The organism is Cohnella xylanilytica (genome assembly GCF_014212175.1).
Lineage (GTDB): Bacteria > Bacillota > Bacilli > Paenibacillales > Paenibacillaceae > Cohnella > Cohnella xylanilytica.
Genome location: NZ_JACJVR010000011.1, coordinates 23,234 through 41,127 on the forward strand (window position 1 = coordinate 23,234; position 17,894 = coordinate 41,127).

The following is a 17,894-nucleotide window of genomic DNA, read 5'->3' on the forward strand; positions in this document are numbered from 1 at the left end:
TTTATTGCGGTTGTCCCTTCAGTCGCCTCAGCTCAGCGTGAAGCGGTACGAATAAGCGCTCGGACCGGTGGGCTGAACGTAGAGCGTGTAGCTATGGTACGGGTTCAGCGTCAACGAATACGAATGGCTGCCCGCCGTGATGCCGCTTGCGCCGAAGACGTAGCTGCTCGTCCCGCTTACGGTCGTGTCGTAAAGCACGAAGCCGCCGGACGCTCCTGGCGTATCCACGGTAAAGGCGAGCGTATGGGAGGAGACGCCGTCATTCGAGAACTTCCAACTGTCCATCGGGGTGCCGCCCTCCATATAACCGTAGTTGTCGAAGTTGAAGGACGTTTGGGTAATGCTGTAGCCGCCCGTGCCTTTCGGATTTTCGTTGATGACCGGATTGGCGTACGCGGAGGACGCCCCGATGACGATGGCCGCCGCAGCCAAGCTCGCGGCAACCGCTTTGCTCCAACCTTTCTTCATTTTCATCTCTCCTCAAATTTTAGTAGAATCTACCGGAATCATACAACGAACATCGGCCGGGCTCTACCGTTTGGCGTCGAGACGGTAAGATTGGACATATTCTTCTTAAAAGCGCGACTGCTTCGACCGGAGCCTGGCTTGCCCAAGACCCGGAATCGCCGTATCGCAGGGGGAATACGGAATAGGAGAGAACCATGCGCGGATATACGATATACGTCGTAGAGGACGAGCCTGTCGCTGGGGACGACGTTTGCGGCGAGGTACGAGGTGCGAAGGATTAGATCGCGACTGGAGAGCAATAAACCCGTAAGCCGCATAGCGACTTACGGGCCCGCGCGAAATTCCGCTATCCCCGATTCATGGCGGTCTCGCCGGTCCGGGTGACCTCGAGGATGCCGTAGGACTTCACGAGCTGCAGGAACGCGTCGTTTTTCTCCTTGTCGCCGACGACCTGGACGATCAGCACGTTCGTGCCCGCGTCGATGATCGAGCAGCGGAACGTGTCGATCAGGTGCTGCACTTCCAAGCGATGCTCCGGCGTAATGGTCAGCTTGATCAGCATGAGCTCGCGGGCGACGGCCGGCCGTTCGTTCAGCCGGATGACCGCTACGACGTCGATCAGCTTGGCCAGCTGCGAGCAGATCTGCCCGATCTGCCGGTCGTCCCCCCGGGCGGCGACGATCATGCGCGACATTCCTTCCCGCTCGGAGCTGCCGACCGTGATGCTGTCGATGTTGTAGCCTCGCCGGGCGAACAGCCCGGACACCCTCTGAAGGACGCCCGGCGTATCCAGCACGAGCACGGATATATATTCCTTCGTCTCCATCCGCTCCATCACTCCTCCCCTAGAATCATGTCCGCGAGCGTCTTGCCTTGAGGAATCATCGGGAACACGAGCTCGTCCTTCGCGATCACGAAGTCGATGAGCACCGGTCCGTCCGTCTCCAGCGCTTCCTGCCACACTCTCTCGGCTTCCGCCTTGTTCGAGGCGCGAAGCCCCTTGACGCCGTACGCTTCCGCCAGCTTGACGAAGTCCGGGCTGCCGGACAGGTCGATATGGCTGTAGCGGCTCTCGTAGATGAGCTCCTGCCATTGGCGGATCATGCCGAGCGTCCGGTTGTTGAACACGACGATCTTCACCGGAATGTTATGGATCGCGCAGACGGCCAGCTCCTGCGAGCACATCTGCATGCCGCCGTCGCCGTTCACGGAGACGACGAGCCGGTTCGGGTTGCCGATCTGCGCTCCGATCGCGGACGGGAAGCCGAAGCCCATCGTGCCGAGCCCGCCGGAAGAGAGGAAGGTGCGCGGATGCTCGTAGCGGCCGTACTGGGCGGCCCACATCTGGTGCTGGCCGACGTCGGTCGTCACGATGGCGTCGCCCCCCGTCGTGCGGGCGATCATCTCCATGACGTATTGGGGCTTCAGCTCCGTCTCGGAATCCCGGTACCGCAGCGGAACCTCATGCTTCATCCGCCGCACGTGATCCGCCCACGGAGCGGACTCTTCGATCCAATCCTCGATTTCCTCCAGCCGCTCCCGCAGCGCCTCGTTCAACGTCCGCAGCACCAAGGCCGCGTCCCCGGCGACGCCGATGGCGGTCGGCACCAGCTTGCCGATCTCGGCGGCGTCGATGTCGATATGGGCGATCCGCGCGCGGCGGGCGAAGCCGTCGAGCCGCATCGTCACCCGGTCGTCGAACCTCGCTCCGACGGAGACGAGAAGATCGCACTGCATCAGCGCCTGGTTGGCCGCGTACGTGCCGTGCATGCCCGGCATGCCGAGCCACAGCTCGTGCGAAGCCGGAACGCCGCCCAGACCGAGGAGCGTCGTCGTGACGGGAATCCCCGTCATCCCGATCAGCTCCGCGAGCTCGCCGGAAGCCCCCGAGGAGATGACCCCGCCACCCGCGAGCAGCAGCGGCTTCCGCGACTCCAGAATGGCGTCCGCCAATTCCCGGACGTCCGCTTCCCGCGGCTCGGTCTCCGGCGCGTAGCCGGGCAGCTCGATCGTCTCCGGGTAGACGAACGGAACGATATCCGCCGAGACGTCCTTCGGGATGTCGACGAGAACCGGTCCTTTTCTCCCCGTATTCGCAATGTAGAAGGCCTCGCGAATGGTCCGCGCCAGATCCTCCGCCCGCCGCACCAGGAAGCCGTGCTTCGTGATCGGCTGCGTGATGCCGATAATGTCGGCCTCCTGGAAAGAATCCGTGCCGATGAGCGACGTGGCGACGTTGCCCGTAATGACGACGAGCGGCACCGAATCCATATAGGCCGTCGCGATGCCGGTGACGAGATTCGTCGCGCCCGGCCCCGAGGTCGCGAGGCAGACGCCGGTCTTGCCCGTCGAACGGGCGTAGCCGTCGGCCGCATGGATGGCTCCTTGTTCGTGCCGCGTCAGCAGGTGGCGGAAGTCGGGATTGCCGTGCATCGCGTCGTAAATATAGAGAACCGCCCCGCCCGGGTAGCCGAAGACGCACTCGACTCCTTCCAGCAGCAGGGTGCGCAGCAAAATCTCCGAACCCGATATCTCGTCCCGCTTAAGCATCCGCTCGCGGGCATCCGCGGACAATAATCCGTTCATCATCCAAACCTCCTCCGGTAACGTAAAGAACGCTATAAACGTAACACGGAGCCGGCCGAAGGCACTCTACCCTTTCGGTTACTTTGGTAGTATACTTTTCGATAAAACGCGGTTGAACCGAGGTAACGCCGATGAGTCAGACGTTCGGGGATCGCATCTTCCGATGGATGGACGATCACTTCGTCGGACGCGAGTTCGAGCTGGAATACTTCCGGCAGCGGCTCGCGCAGCTCGACGAGAGAGACGAGAGAATTTTAAACGTATACGGAACGGCCGGCATGGGCAAAACCTATCTGCTCGAACGCTTCGCCCGGATCGCCGGCGAGCTCGGGGCGTTCTATGCCCGCGCGGACGTACGGGACGCTTTGAACCGGAGAGAGCGGCTGCTCTCCAGCCTGCTGGAGCAGATGGAGCCGACGCCGTCGACGCTTCCAATATCGTCGTCGCCGTCGCCGTCACTGTCGCTGTCGCCGCCGGAAGGCCTGCCGGCCTCCGCCCTCCAACTGCAGGAGAGATGCCTGCAAGCGCTGAACCGAATCGCGGAGGGGCGGCGCGTCGTTCTCGCCTTCGACGGCTACGAGGAGATCGGCGGTCTCGATCACTGGCTGCGGACGTCGTTCCTGCCGGGCTTAAGCGGGAATGTGCTCGTCATGATCAGCGGCCGCTTCCCGCTGGAGGGGCCGTGGCGGCATACGCCCGCGTGGCGCAAGCTGATCGTCCGTCTGCCTCTCGCGGAGCTGAGCTACGGGGATATCCGGACGTATCTGCGCCAATGGGGCGTCGACGACGAGAAGGAGGCCGACGCCGTCTGGCTTCGGACGATGGGCCATCCGCTGGCGCTGTCCCTGCTGACGCCTGACAACCGGGAGACCGCGAATGCAGCGAATGCCCCGAATGCAGCGAATGCCCCGAATGCAGCGAATGCCCCGAATGCAGCGAATTCCGCGAATGCCGCGAATGCCGCGAGCGCTTCGGCCGCCGCTGCCGCCGGTCGACTCCGGCCCCCGAATGCCGCCGCCGCGGAGGAGGAGGACCCGCTGCAGGCGCTCCTGGACGACTGGCTGCGGGAGGCGCCCGACGACGAGCTGCGCCGCCTTCTCTTCGCCGCCTCGGCGGTGCGGACGTTCCATCAGGACCTCCTGTCCAAGCTGATGGGAGCGGAAGTTCCGTCTACGCTGTTCCAGCGGCTGACGGACCTGTCGTTCGTCTCCCGGACGGCCAACGGCTGGCAGCTGCAGGAGCTGGTGTGGGAGACGGTGAGGCGGCATTTCCGCGAGCGCATGCCGGACACGTACGCGGCGTACCGCGACCGGGCGGCGGAGCATTACCTGGCGAAGCTGGAGGAAGGGCTCGCGCAGGGAAGGGACATCGTCTGGGAGTTCGGCGAACTGCTCCGATACGCGGACAATCCCGTGCTGCGCGCGCATTACCGGCATGCGAGGACGTCCCGCAATTACCTGGAGCCGCTCGGCGAGGCGAATCTGGAAGAAGCGCAGGCCTACGTGAGACGGAGGCAGAAGCAGGAGGAATCGTGGAAGGTGCTCTGCTCGGATGCCGAATCCGGCGAGCTGTACCGGTTCGAGCTGTCCGCCGATCTCGGGAGAGCCCGGCTGAACCTGATCCCGCTCGGCGAGCTGGCGAAGACGGGGGAAGAATCGGTCCGGCTGCTGCGAAGCCCGGAAGGACGGGTCGTCGGCCTGTTCGCGATCGTTCCGGTGAACGGGAGGACGTACGATTGGCTGTCCAAGTCCCCCGTCTCCCGGGCCTACATCGCCTCGCTAAGCGCGGAGGAACGCAGCCGGATCCGGACCTCATCCTCGGATACGGAGATTCGCTTCGTCTACGTGCTCGACGTGGAGAGCCTGGAGAGGGAAGAGCTGCGCTCCGACATCGTTCACGCGCTGCTCGAGCCGATACTGGCCGGACGGCTGCTGATCGAGTCGCCTCCTCCGCACGATTATTACCGTCTGGGGAAAACGAGTCTCGGCTTCGAGCCGCTGCCGGGCGCGGAGCATGCGGATTACGGCGGGGACCGCCCGGCGACGACGTACGCGCTGGATACGAGAAGAGAGAAGCTCCGGGACCTGCTGCGCCGTATGGTCCGCGTTCCCGGCACGGCCGCCGCGCCGGCCCGCCCGAACGCGGTTCAAGGCCGGAACGAGCTGACGCCCAGGGAGCGGGAGGTGGCCGAGCTTCTGGTCCTCGGGCTGACGAACGCCGAGATCGCCGGCAAGATCTATGTCAGCGAAGCCGCCGTCAAGAAGCACGTCAACGCCATGCTGTCCAAGTACGGCTTGAAGAACCGCACGCAGCTGGCCAATCATCTTATCAACTCCTGACCTGCGAGAGAGGGGCATACCCATGAATGCCGATGATTTGAAAAGAATAGCGGCCGAGCGAGCGGTCGAATGGATCGAAGACGGAATGACGGTCGGATTGGGAACCGGCTCGACGGCCTATTGGGCCATACGCCGGATCGGGGAGAGGGTGAAGGAGGGCTTGTCCATTCGCGCCGCGGCCAGCTCGGTTCGCTCGGAGCGGCTCGCCGAGGAGCTGGGCATCCCGCTCGTTCCGCTCGAAGCGATCGGCCGCTTCGACGTGACGATCGACGGGGCGGACGAGGTGGACGACCGCCTGAACCTCATCAAGGGAGGCGGCGGCGCCCTGCTCCGGGAGAAAGTGCTCGCGGACGCCAGCGACCGCTTCATCGTCATCGTGGACGGGACGAAGCTGGTCGGCACGCTGGGCGCATTCCCGCTCCCGGTGGAGATCGTTCCGTTCGGAGCGAATCTGACGCTGAACCGGCTGAAGGAGCTCGGCGTAGACCCGATCGTCCGGGAGTCCGGCGGGGAACGCTACGTGACGGACAACGGCAACTGGATCGCCGACTGCCGGTTCGGGACGATCGACGATCCGAAGAGCCTGACCGTCCGGCTGAACCAGATTCCCGGAGTCGTGGACAACGGCTTGTTCGTCGGCATGACGTGGGCGGTCGTGGCGGCCGGAAGCGACGGCGGCGTCAAGGTTCTGAAGCCGTAACGGATAGAAGGCCGCGGGCGGCGGAAGGCGCCCCGGCCTTTTGTCCTTTTTTGTCGAATTCGCTCGAAGATCGGGCTGACCGGAGTGAGGGAACCGTGTAAAATGGGGGAAGACGCTTATTCGAACGGAGCCCCCGATTCCCCATGCCGATGCCATTGAGAACGCTTAAATCCATCCTTCCGTCTTCGCTTCTGCTGCTCGTCGTCCTGCTCGTCTTCGCCTACTGGTTCTCCTTCAACCGGATAATCGCGTCCGACGCGCCGCGGGCGGAGAAGGGGGTCGTCGACCTGAGCGGCTGGAGCTGGACGGATCGGGGGATCGTTCCTCTGAACGGGCAATGGGAGTTCTACGGAGGCCAGCTGCTCGAGCCGGCGGACTTCGAGGACGGCACCGTAGAAGGCGAGATCGGAGCCGGGATCGGAGCCGGAGCCGGAGCCGGAGACGGCCGCCCCGTACGGACCGGGTACGCCGAGGTGCCGGGCCCTTGGGTCGCCGACGGCGAAGACGGGGACAAGAGCGAGAACGGGAAGTCCCCTTACGGCTATGGAACGTACCGGCTGCGGATTCGGCTGCCGGAGTCCGACTCTCATCGGATCTACGGGATCGTCGTCAACAATATCAAGACGTCCCACCGTCTGTTCGCCGACGGGGAGCCGATCGGCGAAGGCGGCGTCCCCGGCGAGAGCAAGGCGGAGACGAAGGCCGTCAACCTGCCGTACTCCCGCTTCTTCCAGCAGAACGGCGGAACCGCGGAGATCGTTATCCAGGTCGCCAACTTCAGCTATGCCAAAGGCGGAATCACGCACCCCGTCTATCTCGGGGAACAAGCAAGGATCGTCTCCTACCGCGATTACTCGATCGCCCTCGACGCGATCGTCGGCTTGGCCCTCTTCATCCTCGGCTGCTACTTCCTGGTCCTGTACCGGATGAGGCGGAGGGAGAAGCCCTGGCTCCTGTTCGGCCTCTCCTGCCTGGCCAATTCCGTCTACATCCTGACCCACGGAGACAAGCTGCTCGGACTGGCGTTCCCCGCTATTCCATACGAATGGTTTACGAAAACGCAGTTCCTCTCCGGCATTCTCTCGGAGTATTTCCTGCTTCGCTATACCCGGACCTCTTATTCCCGCCTGTCGCATAAGCGAATCGTGAGAGCGTTCGAATGGGAGCTCGCGGCCCGCTTCGCCGTCGTGCTGGCGGCGCCGGCCTCGGTCTATTCGAACGCGGACTGGGTCTATTATCTCCTCAGCTTCGCCCTGATGTTCTACGCGATGTACGTCATGGTCGCCGGAGCCGTCCGCAAGCTGGAAGGAGCCGCCCTTATGGCGATCAGCGCCCTGTTCCTTTTCCTGATCAACATGGGCTCTTATCTGTACAACGGCGGGGCGATGGAGGCTTACTTCATGCAGCCTCTGGCGTTCATGGGATTCATGTTCGCCCAGGTCGTCCTGCTCTCCAAGCGGTTCACGAACGCGTTCGCGACGGTGGAGCTGCTGTCCGAGAAGCTGAAGTCTCTCGACAAGCTGAAGGACGAGTTCCTGGCCAACACGTCCCACGAGCTGCGCACGCCCCTTCACGGCATGATCAACATCGCCGAGTCGCTGCTCGGAGGAGCGGCCGGGAAGCTGTCGCCGGGCCAGGAGGAGAACTTGTCCCTCATCGTCGCGTCGGGCAAGCGGATGGCGAACCTGGTGAACGACATTCTGGACTTCTCGAAGCTCCGCAACGGGGAGATCGTTCTGCGGACGAGTCCGGTCGACGCGCGTCCGCTCGTGGGCGTCATCTTCGAGATGTTCCGCCATCTCGCCGGGAAGAAGCCGGTCCGGCTGGCGGATCGGCTTCCGGCCGACCTGCCTCCGGTGCTCGCCGACGAAGACCGGCTCACGCAGATTCTGTTCAACCTGATCGGCAACGCGCTCAAGTTCACGAAGGAAGGGGAGGTCGCCGTCTTCGCGCACGAGAAGAACGGCGTCGTCACGATCGGCGTGAAGGATACCGGCATCGGAATCGCGAAGGACCGGCAGGAAGCGATCTTCGACTCGTTCGAGCAGGCGGACAGCGGCATCGCCTCGGAATACGGCGGAATGGGGATGGGGCTTAGCGTCACGAAGAGTCTGGTCGAGCTGCACGGAGGGCGAATCCGGGTCGAATCGGAGCCGGGAGCCGGGTCGGTCTTCTCGTTCACGCTCCCCGCGGCCGGGGGAGCGGCGGCTGCCGAAGCCGCGCGATCCGATCCCGGAGATATCGGGTTCGCGAAGCGGAAGGCCGTTCGGGCCGACTCCGGATCGGCAGCGGCGGCCTCCGCGTCTCGGCACGAGCCGTCCGCGCCGAAGGGGCGGGGATCGGAATTCACGATCCTGATCGCGGACGACGACGCCGCCAACCGGCAGGTGCTGCTGAACCTGCTGACGCTGGAAGGCTATTCCGTCGTCGCCGCGGCGGACGGAGCCGAAGCGCTCCGCCGGTTGGACGAGCGGCGGCCGTTCGACCTGCTCGTCGTCGACCTGATGATGCCCGGCCTGTCGGGCTACGACGTCTGCCGGGCGGTTCGCGGGAGGTATTCGCTGTCCGAGCTGCCGGTGCTGATCTTGACCGCGCGCAACCGGGCGGAGGACATGATCGCCGGCTTCGCGGCGGGCGCGAACGACTTCCTCGGCAAGCCCGTCGAAGCGGAGGAGCTGCGGGCCCGGGTGCGGACGCTGCTCGGCATGAAGAAGTCGGCTGCCGACCTGATCCGGTCGGAGCTCGACTTCCTTCGGGCGCAGATCAAGCCGCACTTCCTGTTCAACACGATCAACACCGTCATCTCGGTCAGCCACCGGAACGCGGAAGAAGCCCGGCAGCTGCTGACGAAGCTGGGTACGTTCCTTCGGGAGAGCTTCGACTTCGACAACGGGGAGCAGCGGGTTCCGCTGCATAGGGAGCTGGACCTCGTGCGCGCATATCTGTTCATCGAGCAGGCCCGGTTCGGCGAACGGCTCCGCGTGGAGTACGCCGTCGACGAGGAGGCGGACGCCGAGATTCCGCCGCTGATCCTGCAGCCGATCGTGGAGAACGCGGTCCGTCACGGCGTCACGAAGCGGCCCGAGGGCGGCACCGTCCGGATCGTCGCCCGCCGGGCCGAAGAAGGCGGCCTCGTGCTCGTCGTCGAGGACGACGGGCCCGGCATGGAAGCGGGCGCCTGGGCGGCGGCCTCGGCCGAATCGCGCATCGCCACGGGCGAATCGCTTATCGCCGCAGCCGAATCGCGCGCCGGCCGCCGCGGCTCGGACTCCGCGGACGCGCGGCAAGTCGCGGACGCGCGCTCCGCCGGCCGAACCCGCCAAGGGGTCGGGCTGGCCAACATCGACCGGCGCCTTCGGACCTTGTACGGAACCGGGCTCGACATCGCGAGCGCGCCGGGCGAAGGGACGCGGGTGACGATCCGCATCCCCGGCTGAGCGCCTTACAGCGGCAAGTCCCGGCGGCGGAACGAGACGATCGCGGCGGCGAACCCGGCGAGACCGATCAAGAGCAGCAGCGCCGCCTGCCATAAGACGTCGTCCCGGCCAAGGACGATCTCGCTCGGACGGAACAGCGAGAAGAGCGAGAAATACCGCAGCCAATCGATGCTTTCCCCGATTTTCCCCAGCAGGTCGAGGGAGAACATGCCGAACGTGATCGCGCCGGAGATGCCGAGCGCCCGCTTCTCGTCGTTCGACAGCGCGGAGACGAGGAAGGAGACGCCCGCGATCGCGAAGAACAGCAGGAACGCCATGACGTTGAGCAGGGCGAACCGGGAAGCGTCGAACTCGAACCGGTCGCCGATGAACCAGGCGTAGCCGAGAAATCCGGCGCCGGTCGTCACGGCCAAAATGAAGAAGAGACCGCACGTCAGGACGAGCGCCTGCGTGAAGGCGATCCGGCCGCGAGTCGTCGGCGTCGACAGCAGGTAGGCCATCGAGCCTTGATCGACGAGCTTGGCCATGAGCTGCGTCGACAGCATCAGGCTGAAGATCGAGAGCAGCAGCGGGAGGATTAGTCCGTAGTATTCGCCGGAGATGAACGACTCCATGCTGCCGAAGCCTCCCTGGAAGCCGAACGCGTTCGTGACGCCGGAGGGCAGCGCTTCGACCAGGTCGTTCAGCGCCTTGGAATTGTCGGCGATGCCGGGATACAGCCAAATCATGAACAAGATATAGAAGGCGGAACCGAAGGCGTAGTTGGAGAAGCCCTTCAGGTTAACCTTCAGCATCTGCCGGAATAGAGGAGCATTCATGGCCGATTCCCCTTCCTGTCGTAGAAATGCATGAACACGTCCTCCAGGTTCTGCGCGGCGACGTCCAGGCTGCGGACCGGATACTTCGCCGTCTCCCGGAGCCAGGAGTCGTAATCGCCCTGCACCGCGACGACGACCCGGCTGCCGTCCCGGCTCTCCGCCCGGATTCCCTCCGTCTCCGCGAACTTCTCCGCGTCGCCCGCGTGTTCGAAAATAATCTCGACCAGCTTCCTCTGCATCGACTGCAGCTCATGGATGTCGTTCACGGCGACGAGCCTGCCGTCCTTGATGATGGCGGCCCGGTCGCACGTGCGCTCGATCTCGGGGAAGCTGTGGGAGGACATGAGGAACGTCGTCCCCTTCGCCTTCTCCTCGAGCACGAGCTCGATGAACGTCCTCTGCATAAGCGGATCGAGTCCGGACGTCGGCTCGTCGAGAAGAATGAGCTCGGGGTCGTGCATAAACGCGGCGACGATGCCGACCTTCTGCTTCATCCCCTTGGACATCTTCCGGATCGGCGTGTTCGCGTCGAACTGCAGGCGTTCGATCAGGCGCTCGCGCTTCGCCCGGCTGTCCTTCCGCTGCATGGAAGCGAGGAAGTCGAGGAACGCCCGGCCCGTCATCCCTTCGATGAACGCGATCTCCCCCGGCAAGTAGCCGACGAGCTTCTGAACTTCGCCTTGCTTCTCCCAGGCGTCCAGGCCGCCGATCGTCACGCGCCCCCGGTCCGGCTTCATGAAGCCCATGATGTGGCGGATCGTCGTCGACTTGCCCGCTCCGTTCGGGCCCAGGAAGCCGAATACCTCTCCCCGTTCCACCCGGAACGACACGTCCGAGATCCCTCTGCCATTGGAGAAAATCTTCGTCAGCCCATCGACGCTCAACATAGGTTCGGGCCACCTCTCCTGCATAGTTATGAAATATATATACCGAACGATTTCATGAATTATGATAGATCGGGCGTCATCAGCCGTCAATAGGTTGTGAAATATTTATGTGTTATAATTTCATTATTGAAGCCAAGCGGAACTGGATGAAGGAGGACGCATGAACGGATTCGCGAAGAGGGCGGAGTTGATCCGGGAGAAGATCAAGAAGACCGTGCTGGAGATGCTGAAGACGTGGGAGCCGCGGAAAATCCGCATCGCCGACATCGCCGCCGAGGCGCGCGTGTCGCAGGTGACGATCTACAATTACTTCGGCAGCAAGGAGTCGCTGCTGCGCGAGGCGTTCAAGGATTACATGGAGAAGTCCTTCGCCGACTTCGAAGCGTTCATAGCCACGGGACCGACGATGAAGGAGATCGTGCAGTACTCGCTTTTCTACGACAAAGAAGCGATCCATGCCTATTCGCCGGACTTCTTCCGGGAGTTCCTCGTCGACGACCGCGAGATGTACGAGTATATGGAGCGGATCTACCGCGATCGGGCGATGCCGCTCGTCGTACGGTTCATCGAAGAGGGCAAGAAGAGGGGCGAGATCTCTTCGAAGCTGTCTACTCCGACGCTTGTGATGTATTTCAACATGTTCAAGGATCAGTCGAAGACGATTCTGGACATGGCGCAGCAGAGCGGCGACCCGGAAGCCTTCGTGGAGGAGATCATCCGGTTGTTCTATTACGGCGTGTGCGGGGAGGATCGGTAGCCGCGGTCCGGCTGGCGGCAGGGGATGAGGGCGTCCTTGTCGAAAAAAAGAGAGGACGAAGCCGACGTCAGACGGACGCCGGCGACAATTCAATCTCCGGAGGCTCCCGATGCTGTTCGTATGGATCGCCCTATGGCTCGTGGCCGCGTTCCTGGCGCTGGCCGACCGAAGATCGGCCGACCTGAAGCGTCTCGGCGCGGTCTCCTTCTTCGGGGGCACCGGCGCGCTGGCCGCCGTGCTGGATACCCGGTTCATTCCGCACCTGGAATCGTTGGGCGGCTACGAGGGCTTGGAGAGGCTCCTTTATCGCGTTCAGGCCGCCTGCTCGGTCTCCTCCTATTACGGAGTTCCGTATTTTTTTCTGTTGTTCGCGATCTCGTTCCGCGGGGGGAAGCTTCCTCCGAAGCTCCGGTATACGCTGCCCGCGGCGCTGCTGCTGCCGATCGTCTACGGCCTGCTGTTCACGCCGCCGTACAACGAGAGGACTCCGATCGCCTTCGGCGTCGCCGTCTGGTGGGCGGTGCCGTACATGCTCGCCGGAGCCGCGATTATCCTGTGGCGCCGCCCCCGGAATGCCGCGTGGTCGCCCGCCTACTGGGTCGTCTGCTTGGCCGTGCTGCCTCCGGCTCTTATTTTCGCGGTCATGAACTATGTGCTTCCGAGCCTCGGCATGCTGCGGATGTGGGTGTACAACACCTGGTTCGTCGGACTCGGAGTGGCGGTGTTCGTCGTCGGCCTGTTCACGTACGGGTTCATGGGGCTTCGGCTGCTGGTCGACCGGCGCAGGCTGGATTCGACGCTGCGCGCGGTGACGTCGGGAACGGCGATTCTGAACCATGCGATGAAGAACGACGCGGGGAAAATCAAGCTGTTCGGCGAGAAAATGAAGGCGTACGCGGAGAAGACGGGACAGCCGGAGCTTCTCGCCGATATCGAGACCGTCCTGGCGGCTTCGCGCCATATGCAGGAGATGATCTCCCGCGTGCATCGCCGCACGGAGGATTTGGCGCTGCGCCTCGCCGACGCCGACCCGGGCGAGCTCGTCCGCGAGACGGCGGCGTCCTTCGCGCCTCTGCTCGGGGATGTCCGGCTGCGCGTGGACGCTCCGGAAGGCTGGCGCTGCCGTCTCGACCGGGAGCAGCTGCGGGAGGCGCTGTCGAACCTCGTCTCGAATGCGCTCGAAGCGATGAAGGGGCGGGGCGAACTGCGGATCGCTCTTCGGGAGACGAAGCGGGAGCTCGTCATCGAGGTTCGCGACACCGGACCGGGAATGGACCGGAAGGAGGCCGCGCGGGCGCTCGAGCCGTTCTTCACGACCAAGGGGGGCGGCACGAACTTCGGCCTCGGCTTGCCGTACGCCTACCACGTCATGCGCAAGCACGGGGGATCCCTGCATATCGCGGGGAAGAAGGGCGAAGGCGCGAGCGTCTATTTGAATTTGCCGAAGAGAAGCGTCCGGGCCCGGTTCGTCGGCGGGACCGAGGCGGCGGTAGAAGCGGGGAAAGAAGCAAGCGTCGAAAGGATCGGCGAAGGAATCGGAGAAAGAGGCGGCGACGGGAGGCGGCAGAGATGAACCCGGTTCGAGTGTGGATCGTCGAGGACGATAAAGATTGGTTGCGAGGCTTGGCGGATTATCTGAACCGGCAGGACGGCATCGAGGTCCGCTTCGCCTCCGGCTCGCCGGAGGAGGTCCGGCGAACGCTGCGCGAGAGCGAAGACCCGGCCGACGTCGTCCTTATGGACATTATGCTGCACGGCGTCCCCGAAGGGATCGCGCTGGCCGAGGAGGTCGCCTTGGCTTCGGGAGCGAGCGTCGTCATGCTGACTTCGCTGGAGGAGAAGGAGCTCATCCTGCGCTCGTTCCAGGCCGGCGCGATCGACTACCGCGTCAAGTCCGCCTTCGAGGAGCTGCCGGAAGCCGTCCGCGCGGCCGCCCGCAAGCGGTCGCCGATCAGCCCCGAGGCGGCGGAGCGGATGCGGGAGGAATTCCGCCGGCTGAAGCGGCTGGAGCGCGAGTTCGAGGTCCGCAAGTTCAAGGACCTCGTGACGCCGTCCGAGCTGGAGCTGCTCGAGATGATCGATCAAGGCTATTCGCAGTCGCAGATCGCCGACAAGCGGTTCGTCTCCATCCGCACCGTGAAGAATCACGTGGGCAACATCCTCCGGAAGCTGAAGGCGGGCAGCTCCAAGGAGGCCGCCCGTCAAGCGAAGGAGATGGGCTTGTTCGACCGGGATGATTAAGGCGGCCGACGGTGTGCGAATAAGCCGATGAGAGTAGTACCAGACGAAGATGGTACTATTTTTTTTGCGCTTTTTTTCTACAATGAGACTGCAAGGATAGACTAGGGAGAGCGGTCTCAATCGCTTGAACGGAGGGGGTTGCCATGGAATTCGAAGCGTACCACGCGGCGCACTGGGCGGCGCTCGCCGTCGCGGCCGCGGTTCTCTTCATCATCGTCGGCCAGCGGGAGAGGCTGCGGCGGCCGGGCGCGAACCGAGCGGCCCGACGGTCGCTCGCCGCCCTCCTCGCCGGGAGCGAGGCGGCGCTGCAAATCTCGTATGCGGTCGGAGGCGGCTGGGACGTCTATGCGCTGCCGTTCGAGCTGTGCAGCATCACCTTGTGGCTGTCGGCGGTCTTGCTGCTGACCGGCAACCGCAGGCTGTACGAGGTGTCGTTCTTCCTCGGCACGCTCGGCGCGACGCAGGCGCTGCTGACGCCGAACCTTAGCGCGACGTTCCCCGAGTTCGGCTACTTCCACTTCTTCATCGCGCATATCGCCATCGTGGCGGCGAACGTCTACATGACCGTCGTCGAACGGCTCCGGCCGACGTTCTCCTCCGTGCTGCGGGCGCTCGCCTGGCTGCATGCGCTGGCTATCCCGGCCGCGATCGCCAACCTCGCGTTCGGAACGAACTTCATGTACCTGGCGCGCAAGCCGAACACGGCCTCGCTGCTCGACCTGCTGGGGCCGTGGCCTTGGTATCTGCTCCAGCTCGAAGTCGTCGCTTTTCTGCTGTGCCTGGCCCTGCTCGGACTCGTGCGTCTGGCGGACCGTCTGGCTGGCTCTAACGAAGCTTACGGGAGGCTGAAGCCGAACGAATAAGGTTCTTCGCAACGGCTCGCGATGTCGGATTCCGACAGACGTATGCCCGCGGAAGGCGCGTCCGGAAGCAACAAGCAGAAGCATCGAATAGGCAGAGGGAATAAAGAACCGCGACCGATTGAACTTTCCGCGTTCATCTCTCGTACCATTTGGCATACAACGAAGATAGAATGCGTCGAGGGGGAAGCGGAATGGGGAAGGCAATCCGCAGGCTGATCGAATTCGGGTGGACGCAGGCGCTCTGCTGCCTGTTCCCGGTCGCGATCTTCGCGGCGATGGCGGCGACGAAGGCGGTGTCGATCCCGTTCGTGCCGCGCTACGATCTGATTCTGCTGATCTGCATCGCCGTGCAGGCGGGCATGATCCTGTTCAAGCTGGAGACGGCGGACGAGTTGAAGGTCATCACGCTGTTCCACGTCATCGGGCTCGGACTGGAGCTGTTCAAGGTGCATGCGGGATCCTGGTCGTATCCGGAGGAAGCGTGGACGAAGGTCGGGGGAGTGCCGCTGTACAGCGGATTTATGTATGCGAGCGTGGCCAGCTACATCTGCCAGGCGTGGAGAAGGTTCGATCTGAGATTCGAGCGTTGGCCGAATCCGTACGCGACGACGGGGATCGCCGTCGTCATTTACGCCAACTTTTTCACCCATCATTACATTCCGGATCTGAGATGGCCGATTATGGCCGCGCTGCTCGTCGTCTTCCTGAAGTCTTGGGTCGCGTTCCGGGTGGGCGGACGGGTGTACCGGATGCCGCTGCTCGTCTCGTTCGTCCTGATCGGCTTCTTCATCTGGGTGGCGGAGAACATCTCGACTTATCTGGGAGCCTGGCAGTATCCGAATCAGGAGGTTCGTTGGAATCTCGTGCATTGGGGGAAAATCAGCTCCTGGTTCCTGCTCGTCATCATCAGCATCATCATCGTCGTTCAGCTGAAGGATCTCAAGTACCGGCTGCTCCCCCGCGCGTGGGCTCGTAGAGGGGCAGCCGGCGGGGAGACGGCTAAGCGTTCGGATACCGTTCCCGAATGAGACCTTCGTCCAACTTATACGATGAATACCTGGCGAGGGTGGAGCCCGAACTCCATCCTCTTTTTTTTGCGTTCGCCCAGGTGAGATGCTCCCGGATCCGGATTTTTCCCGGAAGTTTCTCCCGGGAAGCCGGGAGGCCTTCCCTTGTCGGGGGTGCGGCGCCGAAATACGATGAACTCGGGAGGCGAAACTCTATGAGAGGAGATTAAGATCGTGACAAGAAGGGCGAATGCCGCCCGGCGGCCGCCCGGCTCTTCGCTAGAGAACGATCGGATAGAGAGGGAGAGAGCGCGGATATGGCAAGCATTATCGTAACCGGAGTATCGAGAGGGATCGGAGAGGCCTTGGCCGCGGCCCTGCTGGAGCGAGGGCATCGGGTCGTCGGCATCTCGCGAAGCGGCAACGCGGCTCTGCGGAGCCACGCGGAATATCGGGAGATCGCGGCGGATCTTGGGGATTCGGCCGCCTTGGAACGGTTGCTGAGGCAAGCGCTCGAGCTGTCTGGGCCTTCGGCCCGGACGGAAGGAATCGGCCTGGTGAACAACGCGGCCGTTCTCCGCCCGCTGAGGGGGGCGGAGAGTTCGAGTCCGGCGGAGATCGCCTATCATCTTCAGGTCAACCTTGCGGCTCCCGTCGTACTGTGCGCGCTGTTCGCCCGCCATACGGAACTCTGGGCGTGCGACAAAAGGATTCTCAACGTCACGTCCGCTTCCGCGGAGATTTTGCTTCCGGGAATGAGCTGCTACTGCACGGCTAAGGCCGGGCTCGACGTCTTCACGAGGACGATGGGACTCGAGCAGCAAGCCAAAGCGCATCCGATCCGGGTCGCTTCCGTCTGGCCGGGCATGATCGAGACGTCCATGCAAGCGGAGGCGCGAGAGCAGCCGGCCGCGGCGTTCCCCGGAAGGGACGTCTTCGTCGCAGCGAAGGAAGACGGCTTGTTGTCTACAGCCGCCCATACGGCCGGGAGATTGGCGGATCTGCTGTTCAGCAATGCCTATCCTCAGGGCGAGGTCGTCCGGAATTTGGAGGGATTCTCTTCAAGGTAGACCAAGGAACGTTCGGCTAAGCCCGCCATCCTTAGAAGAAAGAGCCGCGTATCCTTAACGGAAGCGGCTCTTCGTTCAATCCCGATTCCCCTTCAGCAGACGGGCCGCTTCATGCCGGTCCCTGACCTGCAGCTTGTTCAGAATGGAGGAGACATGGTTGGCGACCGTTTTGGCGCTGAGCCCCAGAGCCGCGGCGATGTCCGAATTGGCCGCGTCCTCGATGAGCAGCGCGAGCACTTCCTTCTCGCGCGGGGTCAGCTCCTTCAGCGCTTCGATTCCATACTCCTGCCGGGTGGCGAAGTCGATGACGCGGGACGCGACATGCGGACCGAAGATCGCCTCTCCGCCGGCTACCGCGCGGATGGCGCGAAGGATCTCGTCCTTGGAGGCGTCCTTCAGGATATAGCCGCGGGCGCCTGCCTTCATGGCCGTCAACACGGACGCGTCGTCGCGGAACATCGTCAGCATCAGAATGCGGACCTCCGGGCGGGCGGCGCGTATCCGCTGGGCGGCTTCCATCCCGCTCATCCCCGGCATCCGGATATCCATTAGAATGACGTCGGGCTGAAGCTCTTCCGCCAGTCGGACCGCTTCCTCGCCGGTCGTCGCTTCCCCGATCCAACGCATATCCTCCGCCGTCTCAAGCATCGTCTGGACGCCCTGGCGGAAGAGGGGATGATCGTCCGCGACCAGCACGCGGATTGGGATTGCCTCGTTCATC

Annotated in this window: 15 protein-coding genes; 9 read left to right on the plus strand and 6 right to left on the minus strand. The window is 63.5% G+C overall.

From position 1 onward, the window contains the following. Positions 1-27: 27 nt before the first annotated feature. From H7B90_RS03545 to ilvB, 3 genes are all read right to left on the minus strand, one after another. Positions 28-468, minus strand: coding sequence for a hypothetical protein (locus tag H7B90_RS03545; RefSeq protein ID WP_212960059.1), 441 nt, complete (start codon positions 466-468; stop codon positions 28-30). 346 nt (positions 469-814) lie between these two features. Continuing rightward, positions 815-1,294 carry an acetolactate synthase small subunit gene (ilvN, locus tag H7B90_RS03550; RefSeq protein ID WP_185134496.1) on the minus strand — a complete coding sequence of 160 codons (480 nt, stop codon included), beginning with the start codon at positions 1,292-1,294 and terminating at the stop codon, positions 815-817. A gap of 8 nt (positions 1,295-1,302) precedes the next feature. Beyond that, positions 1,303-3,054 carry a biosynthetic-type acetolactate synthase large subunit gene (gene ilvB, locus H7B90_RS03555; RefSeq protein WP_260410707.1) on the minus strand — a complete coding sequence of 584 codons (1,752 nt, stop codon included), beginning with the start codon at positions 3,052-3,054 and terminating at the stop codon, positions 1,303-1,305. Positions 3,055-3,185: 131 nt separating this feature from the next. Here ilvB and H7B90_RS03560 point away from each other — a divergent pair, with 131 nt between their 5' ends. The 3 genes from H7B90_RS03560 to H7B90_RS03570 all read left to right on the plus strand — a co-directional run bounded on the left by H7B90_RS03560 (position 3,186) and on the right by H7B90_RS03570 (position 9,530). Then, positions 3,186-5,393 carry a LuxR C-terminal-related transcriptional regulator gene (locus H7B90_RS03560; protein WP_185134498.1) on the plus strand — a complete coding sequence of 736 codons (2,208 nt, stop codon included), beginning with the start codon at positions 3,186-3,188 and terminating at the stop codon, positions 5,391-5,393. A gap of 22 nt (positions 5,394-5,415) precedes the next feature. Further along, positions 5,416-6,093: a ribose-5-phosphate isomerase RpiA gene (rpiA, locus tag H7B90_RS03565; protein WP_185134499.1), complete on the plus strand. Its 678-nt coding sequence runs from the start codon at positions 5,416-5,418 to the stop codon at positions 6,091-6,093. A 143-nt stretch (positions 6,094-6,236) separates the two neighbouring features. After that, positions 6,237-9,530 (plus strand): ATP-binding protein, encoded by a 3,294-nt coding sequence (locus H7B90_RS03570; protein WP_185134500.1) that lies wholly within the window; start codon positions 6,237-6,239, stop codon positions 9,528-9,530. Between the two features lie 5 nt (positions 9,531-9,535). On the opposite strand, the gene H7B90_RS03575 is transcribed toward H7B90_RS03570, so the two are convergent. Further along, the gene (locus H7B90_RS03575; protein WP_185134501.1) at positions 9,536-10,348 is read right to left on the minus strand and encodes an ABC transporter permease; all 813 of its coding nucleotides are present in this window, start codon (positions 10,346-10,348) and stop codon (positions 9,536-9,538) included. After that, positions 10,345-11,235 (minus strand): ABC transporter ATP-binding protein, encoded by an 891-nt coding sequence (locus H7B90_RS03580; protein ID WP_185134502.1) that lies wholly within the window; start codon positions 11,233-11,235, stop codon positions 10,345-10,347. Before H7B90_RS03580 ends, H7B90_RS03575 begins: the two co-directional genes overlap by 4 nt. Positions 11,236-11,395: 160 nt before the next feature. Here H7B90_RS03580 and H7B90_RS03585 point away from each other — a divergent pair, with 160 nt between their 5' ends. The 6 genes from H7B90_RS03585 to H7B90_RS03610 all read left to right on the plus strand — a co-directional run bounded on the left by H7B90_RS03585 (position 11,396) and on the right by H7B90_RS03610 (position 17,173). Next, complete coding sequence (locus H7B90_RS03585; RefSeq protein ID WP_185134503.1) at positions 11,396-11,992, plus strand: TetR/AcrR family transcriptional regulator; 597 nt, start codon at positions 11,396-11,398, stop codon at positions 11,990-11,992. 109 nt (positions 11,993-12,101) lie between these two features. Next, positions 12,102-13,565 carry a sensor histidine kinase gene (locus tag H7B90_RS03590; RefSeq protein WP_185134504.1) on the plus strand — a complete coding sequence of 488 codons (1,464 nt, stop codon included), beginning with the start codon at positions 12,102-12,104 and terminating at the stop codon, positions 13,563-13,565. Beyond that, entirely contained in the window at positions 13,562-14,233 is a 672-nt protein-coding gene (locus H7B90_RS03595; RefSeq protein WP_185134505.1) for a response regulator transcription factor, read from the plus strand. Before H7B90_RS03590 ends, H7B90_RS03595 begins: the two co-directional genes overlap by 4 nt. A 143-nt stretch (positions 14,234-14,376) precedes the next feature. Next, positions 14,377-15,096 carry a YwaF family protein gene (locus H7B90_RS03600; RefSeq protein ID WP_185134506.1) on the plus strand — a complete coding sequence of 240 codons (720 nt, stop codon included), beginning with the start codon at positions 14,377-14,379 and terminating at the stop codon, positions 15,094-15,096. A 191-nt stretch (positions 15,097-15,287) separates the two neighbouring features. After that, positions 15,288-16,124 carry a DUF817 domain-containing protein gene (locus H7B90_RS03605; RefSeq protein WP_185134507.1) on the plus strand — a complete coding sequence of 279 codons (837 nt, stop codon included), beginning with the start codon at positions 15,288-15,290 and terminating at the stop codon, positions 16,122-16,124. 296 nt (positions 16,125-16,420) lie between these two features. Next, complete coding sequence (locus tag H7B90_RS03610; protein ID WP_185134508.1) at positions 16,421-17,173, plus strand: SDR family NAD(P)-dependent oxidoreductase; 753 nt, start codon at positions 16,421-16,423, stop codon at positions 17,171-17,173. A 75-nt stretch (positions 17,174-17,248) separates the two neighbouring features. Here H7B90_RS03610 and H7B90_RS03615 read toward each other — a convergent pair whose 3' ends face one another. Continuing rightward, on the minus strand, positions 17,249-17,893 hold the full coding sequence (locus H7B90_RS03615) for a response regulator transcription factor (protein ID WP_185134509.1): 645 nt from the start codon (positions 17,891-17,893) through the stop codon (positions 17,249-17,251). Between the last annotated feature and the right edge of the window lies 1 nt (position 17,894).

Bases quoted from the DNA above. Each gene is read 5' to 3' on its own strand.
- H7B90_RS03545 (WP_212960059.1), bottom strand. From the start codon at position 468: ATGAAGAAAGGTTGGAGCAAAGCGGTTGCCGCGAGCTTGGCTGCGGCG.
- ilvN (WP_185134496.1), bottom strand. From the start codon at position 1,294: ATGGAGACGAAGGAATATATATCCGTGCTCGTGCTGGATACGCCGGGC.
- ilvB (WP_260410707.1), bottom strand. From the start codon at position 3,054: ATGAACGGATTATTGTCCGCGGATGCCCGCGAGCGGATGCTTAAGCGG.
- H7B90_RS03560 (WP_185134498.1), top strand. From the start codon at position 3,186: ATGAGTCAGACGTTCGGGGATCGCATCTTCCGATGGATGGACGATCAC.
- rpiA (WP_185134499.1), top strand. From the start codon at position 5,416: ATGAATGCCGATGATTTGAAAAGAATAGCGGCCGAGCGAGCGGTCGAA.
- H7B90_RS03570 (WP_185134500.1), top strand. From the start codon at position 6,237: ATGCCGATGCCATTGAGAACGCTTAAATCCATCCTTCCGTCTTCGCTT.
- H7B90_RS03575 (WP_185134501.1), bottom strand. From the start codon at position 10,348: ATGAATGCTCCTCTATTCCGGCAGATGCTGAAGGTTAACCTGAAGGGC.
- H7B90_RS03580 (WP_185134502.1), bottom strand. From the start codon at position 11,235: ATGTTGAGCGTCGATGGGCTGACGAAGATTTTCTCCAATGGCAGAGGG.
- H7B90_RS03585 (WP_185134503.1), top strand. From the start codon at position 11,396: ATGAACGGATTCGCGAAGAGGGCGGAGTTGATCCGGGAGAAGATCAAG.
- H7B90_RS03590 (WP_185134504.1), top strand. From the start codon at position 12,102: ATGCTGTTCGTATGGATCGCCCTATGGCTCGTGGCCGCGTTCCTGGCG.
- H7B90_RS03595 (WP_185134505.1), top strand. From the start codon at position 13,562: ATGAACCCGGTTCGAGTGTGGATCGTCGAGGACGATAAAGATTGGTTG.
- H7B90_RS03600 (WP_185134506.1), top strand. From the start codon at position 14,377: ATGGAATTCGAAGCGTACCACGCGGCGCACTGGGCGGCGCTCGCCGTC.
- H7B90_RS03605 (WP_185134507.1), top strand. From the start codon at position 15,288: ATGGGGAAGGCAATCCGCAGGCTGATCGAATTCGGGTGGACGCAGGCG.
- H7B90_RS03610 (WP_185134508.1), top strand. From the start codon at position 16,421: ATGGCAAGCATTATCGTAACCGGAGTATCGAGAGGGATCGGAGAGGCC.
- H7B90_RS03615 (WP_185134509.1), bottom strand. From the start codon at position 17,893: ATGAACGAGGCAATCCCAATCCGCGTGCTGGTCGCGGACGATCATCCC.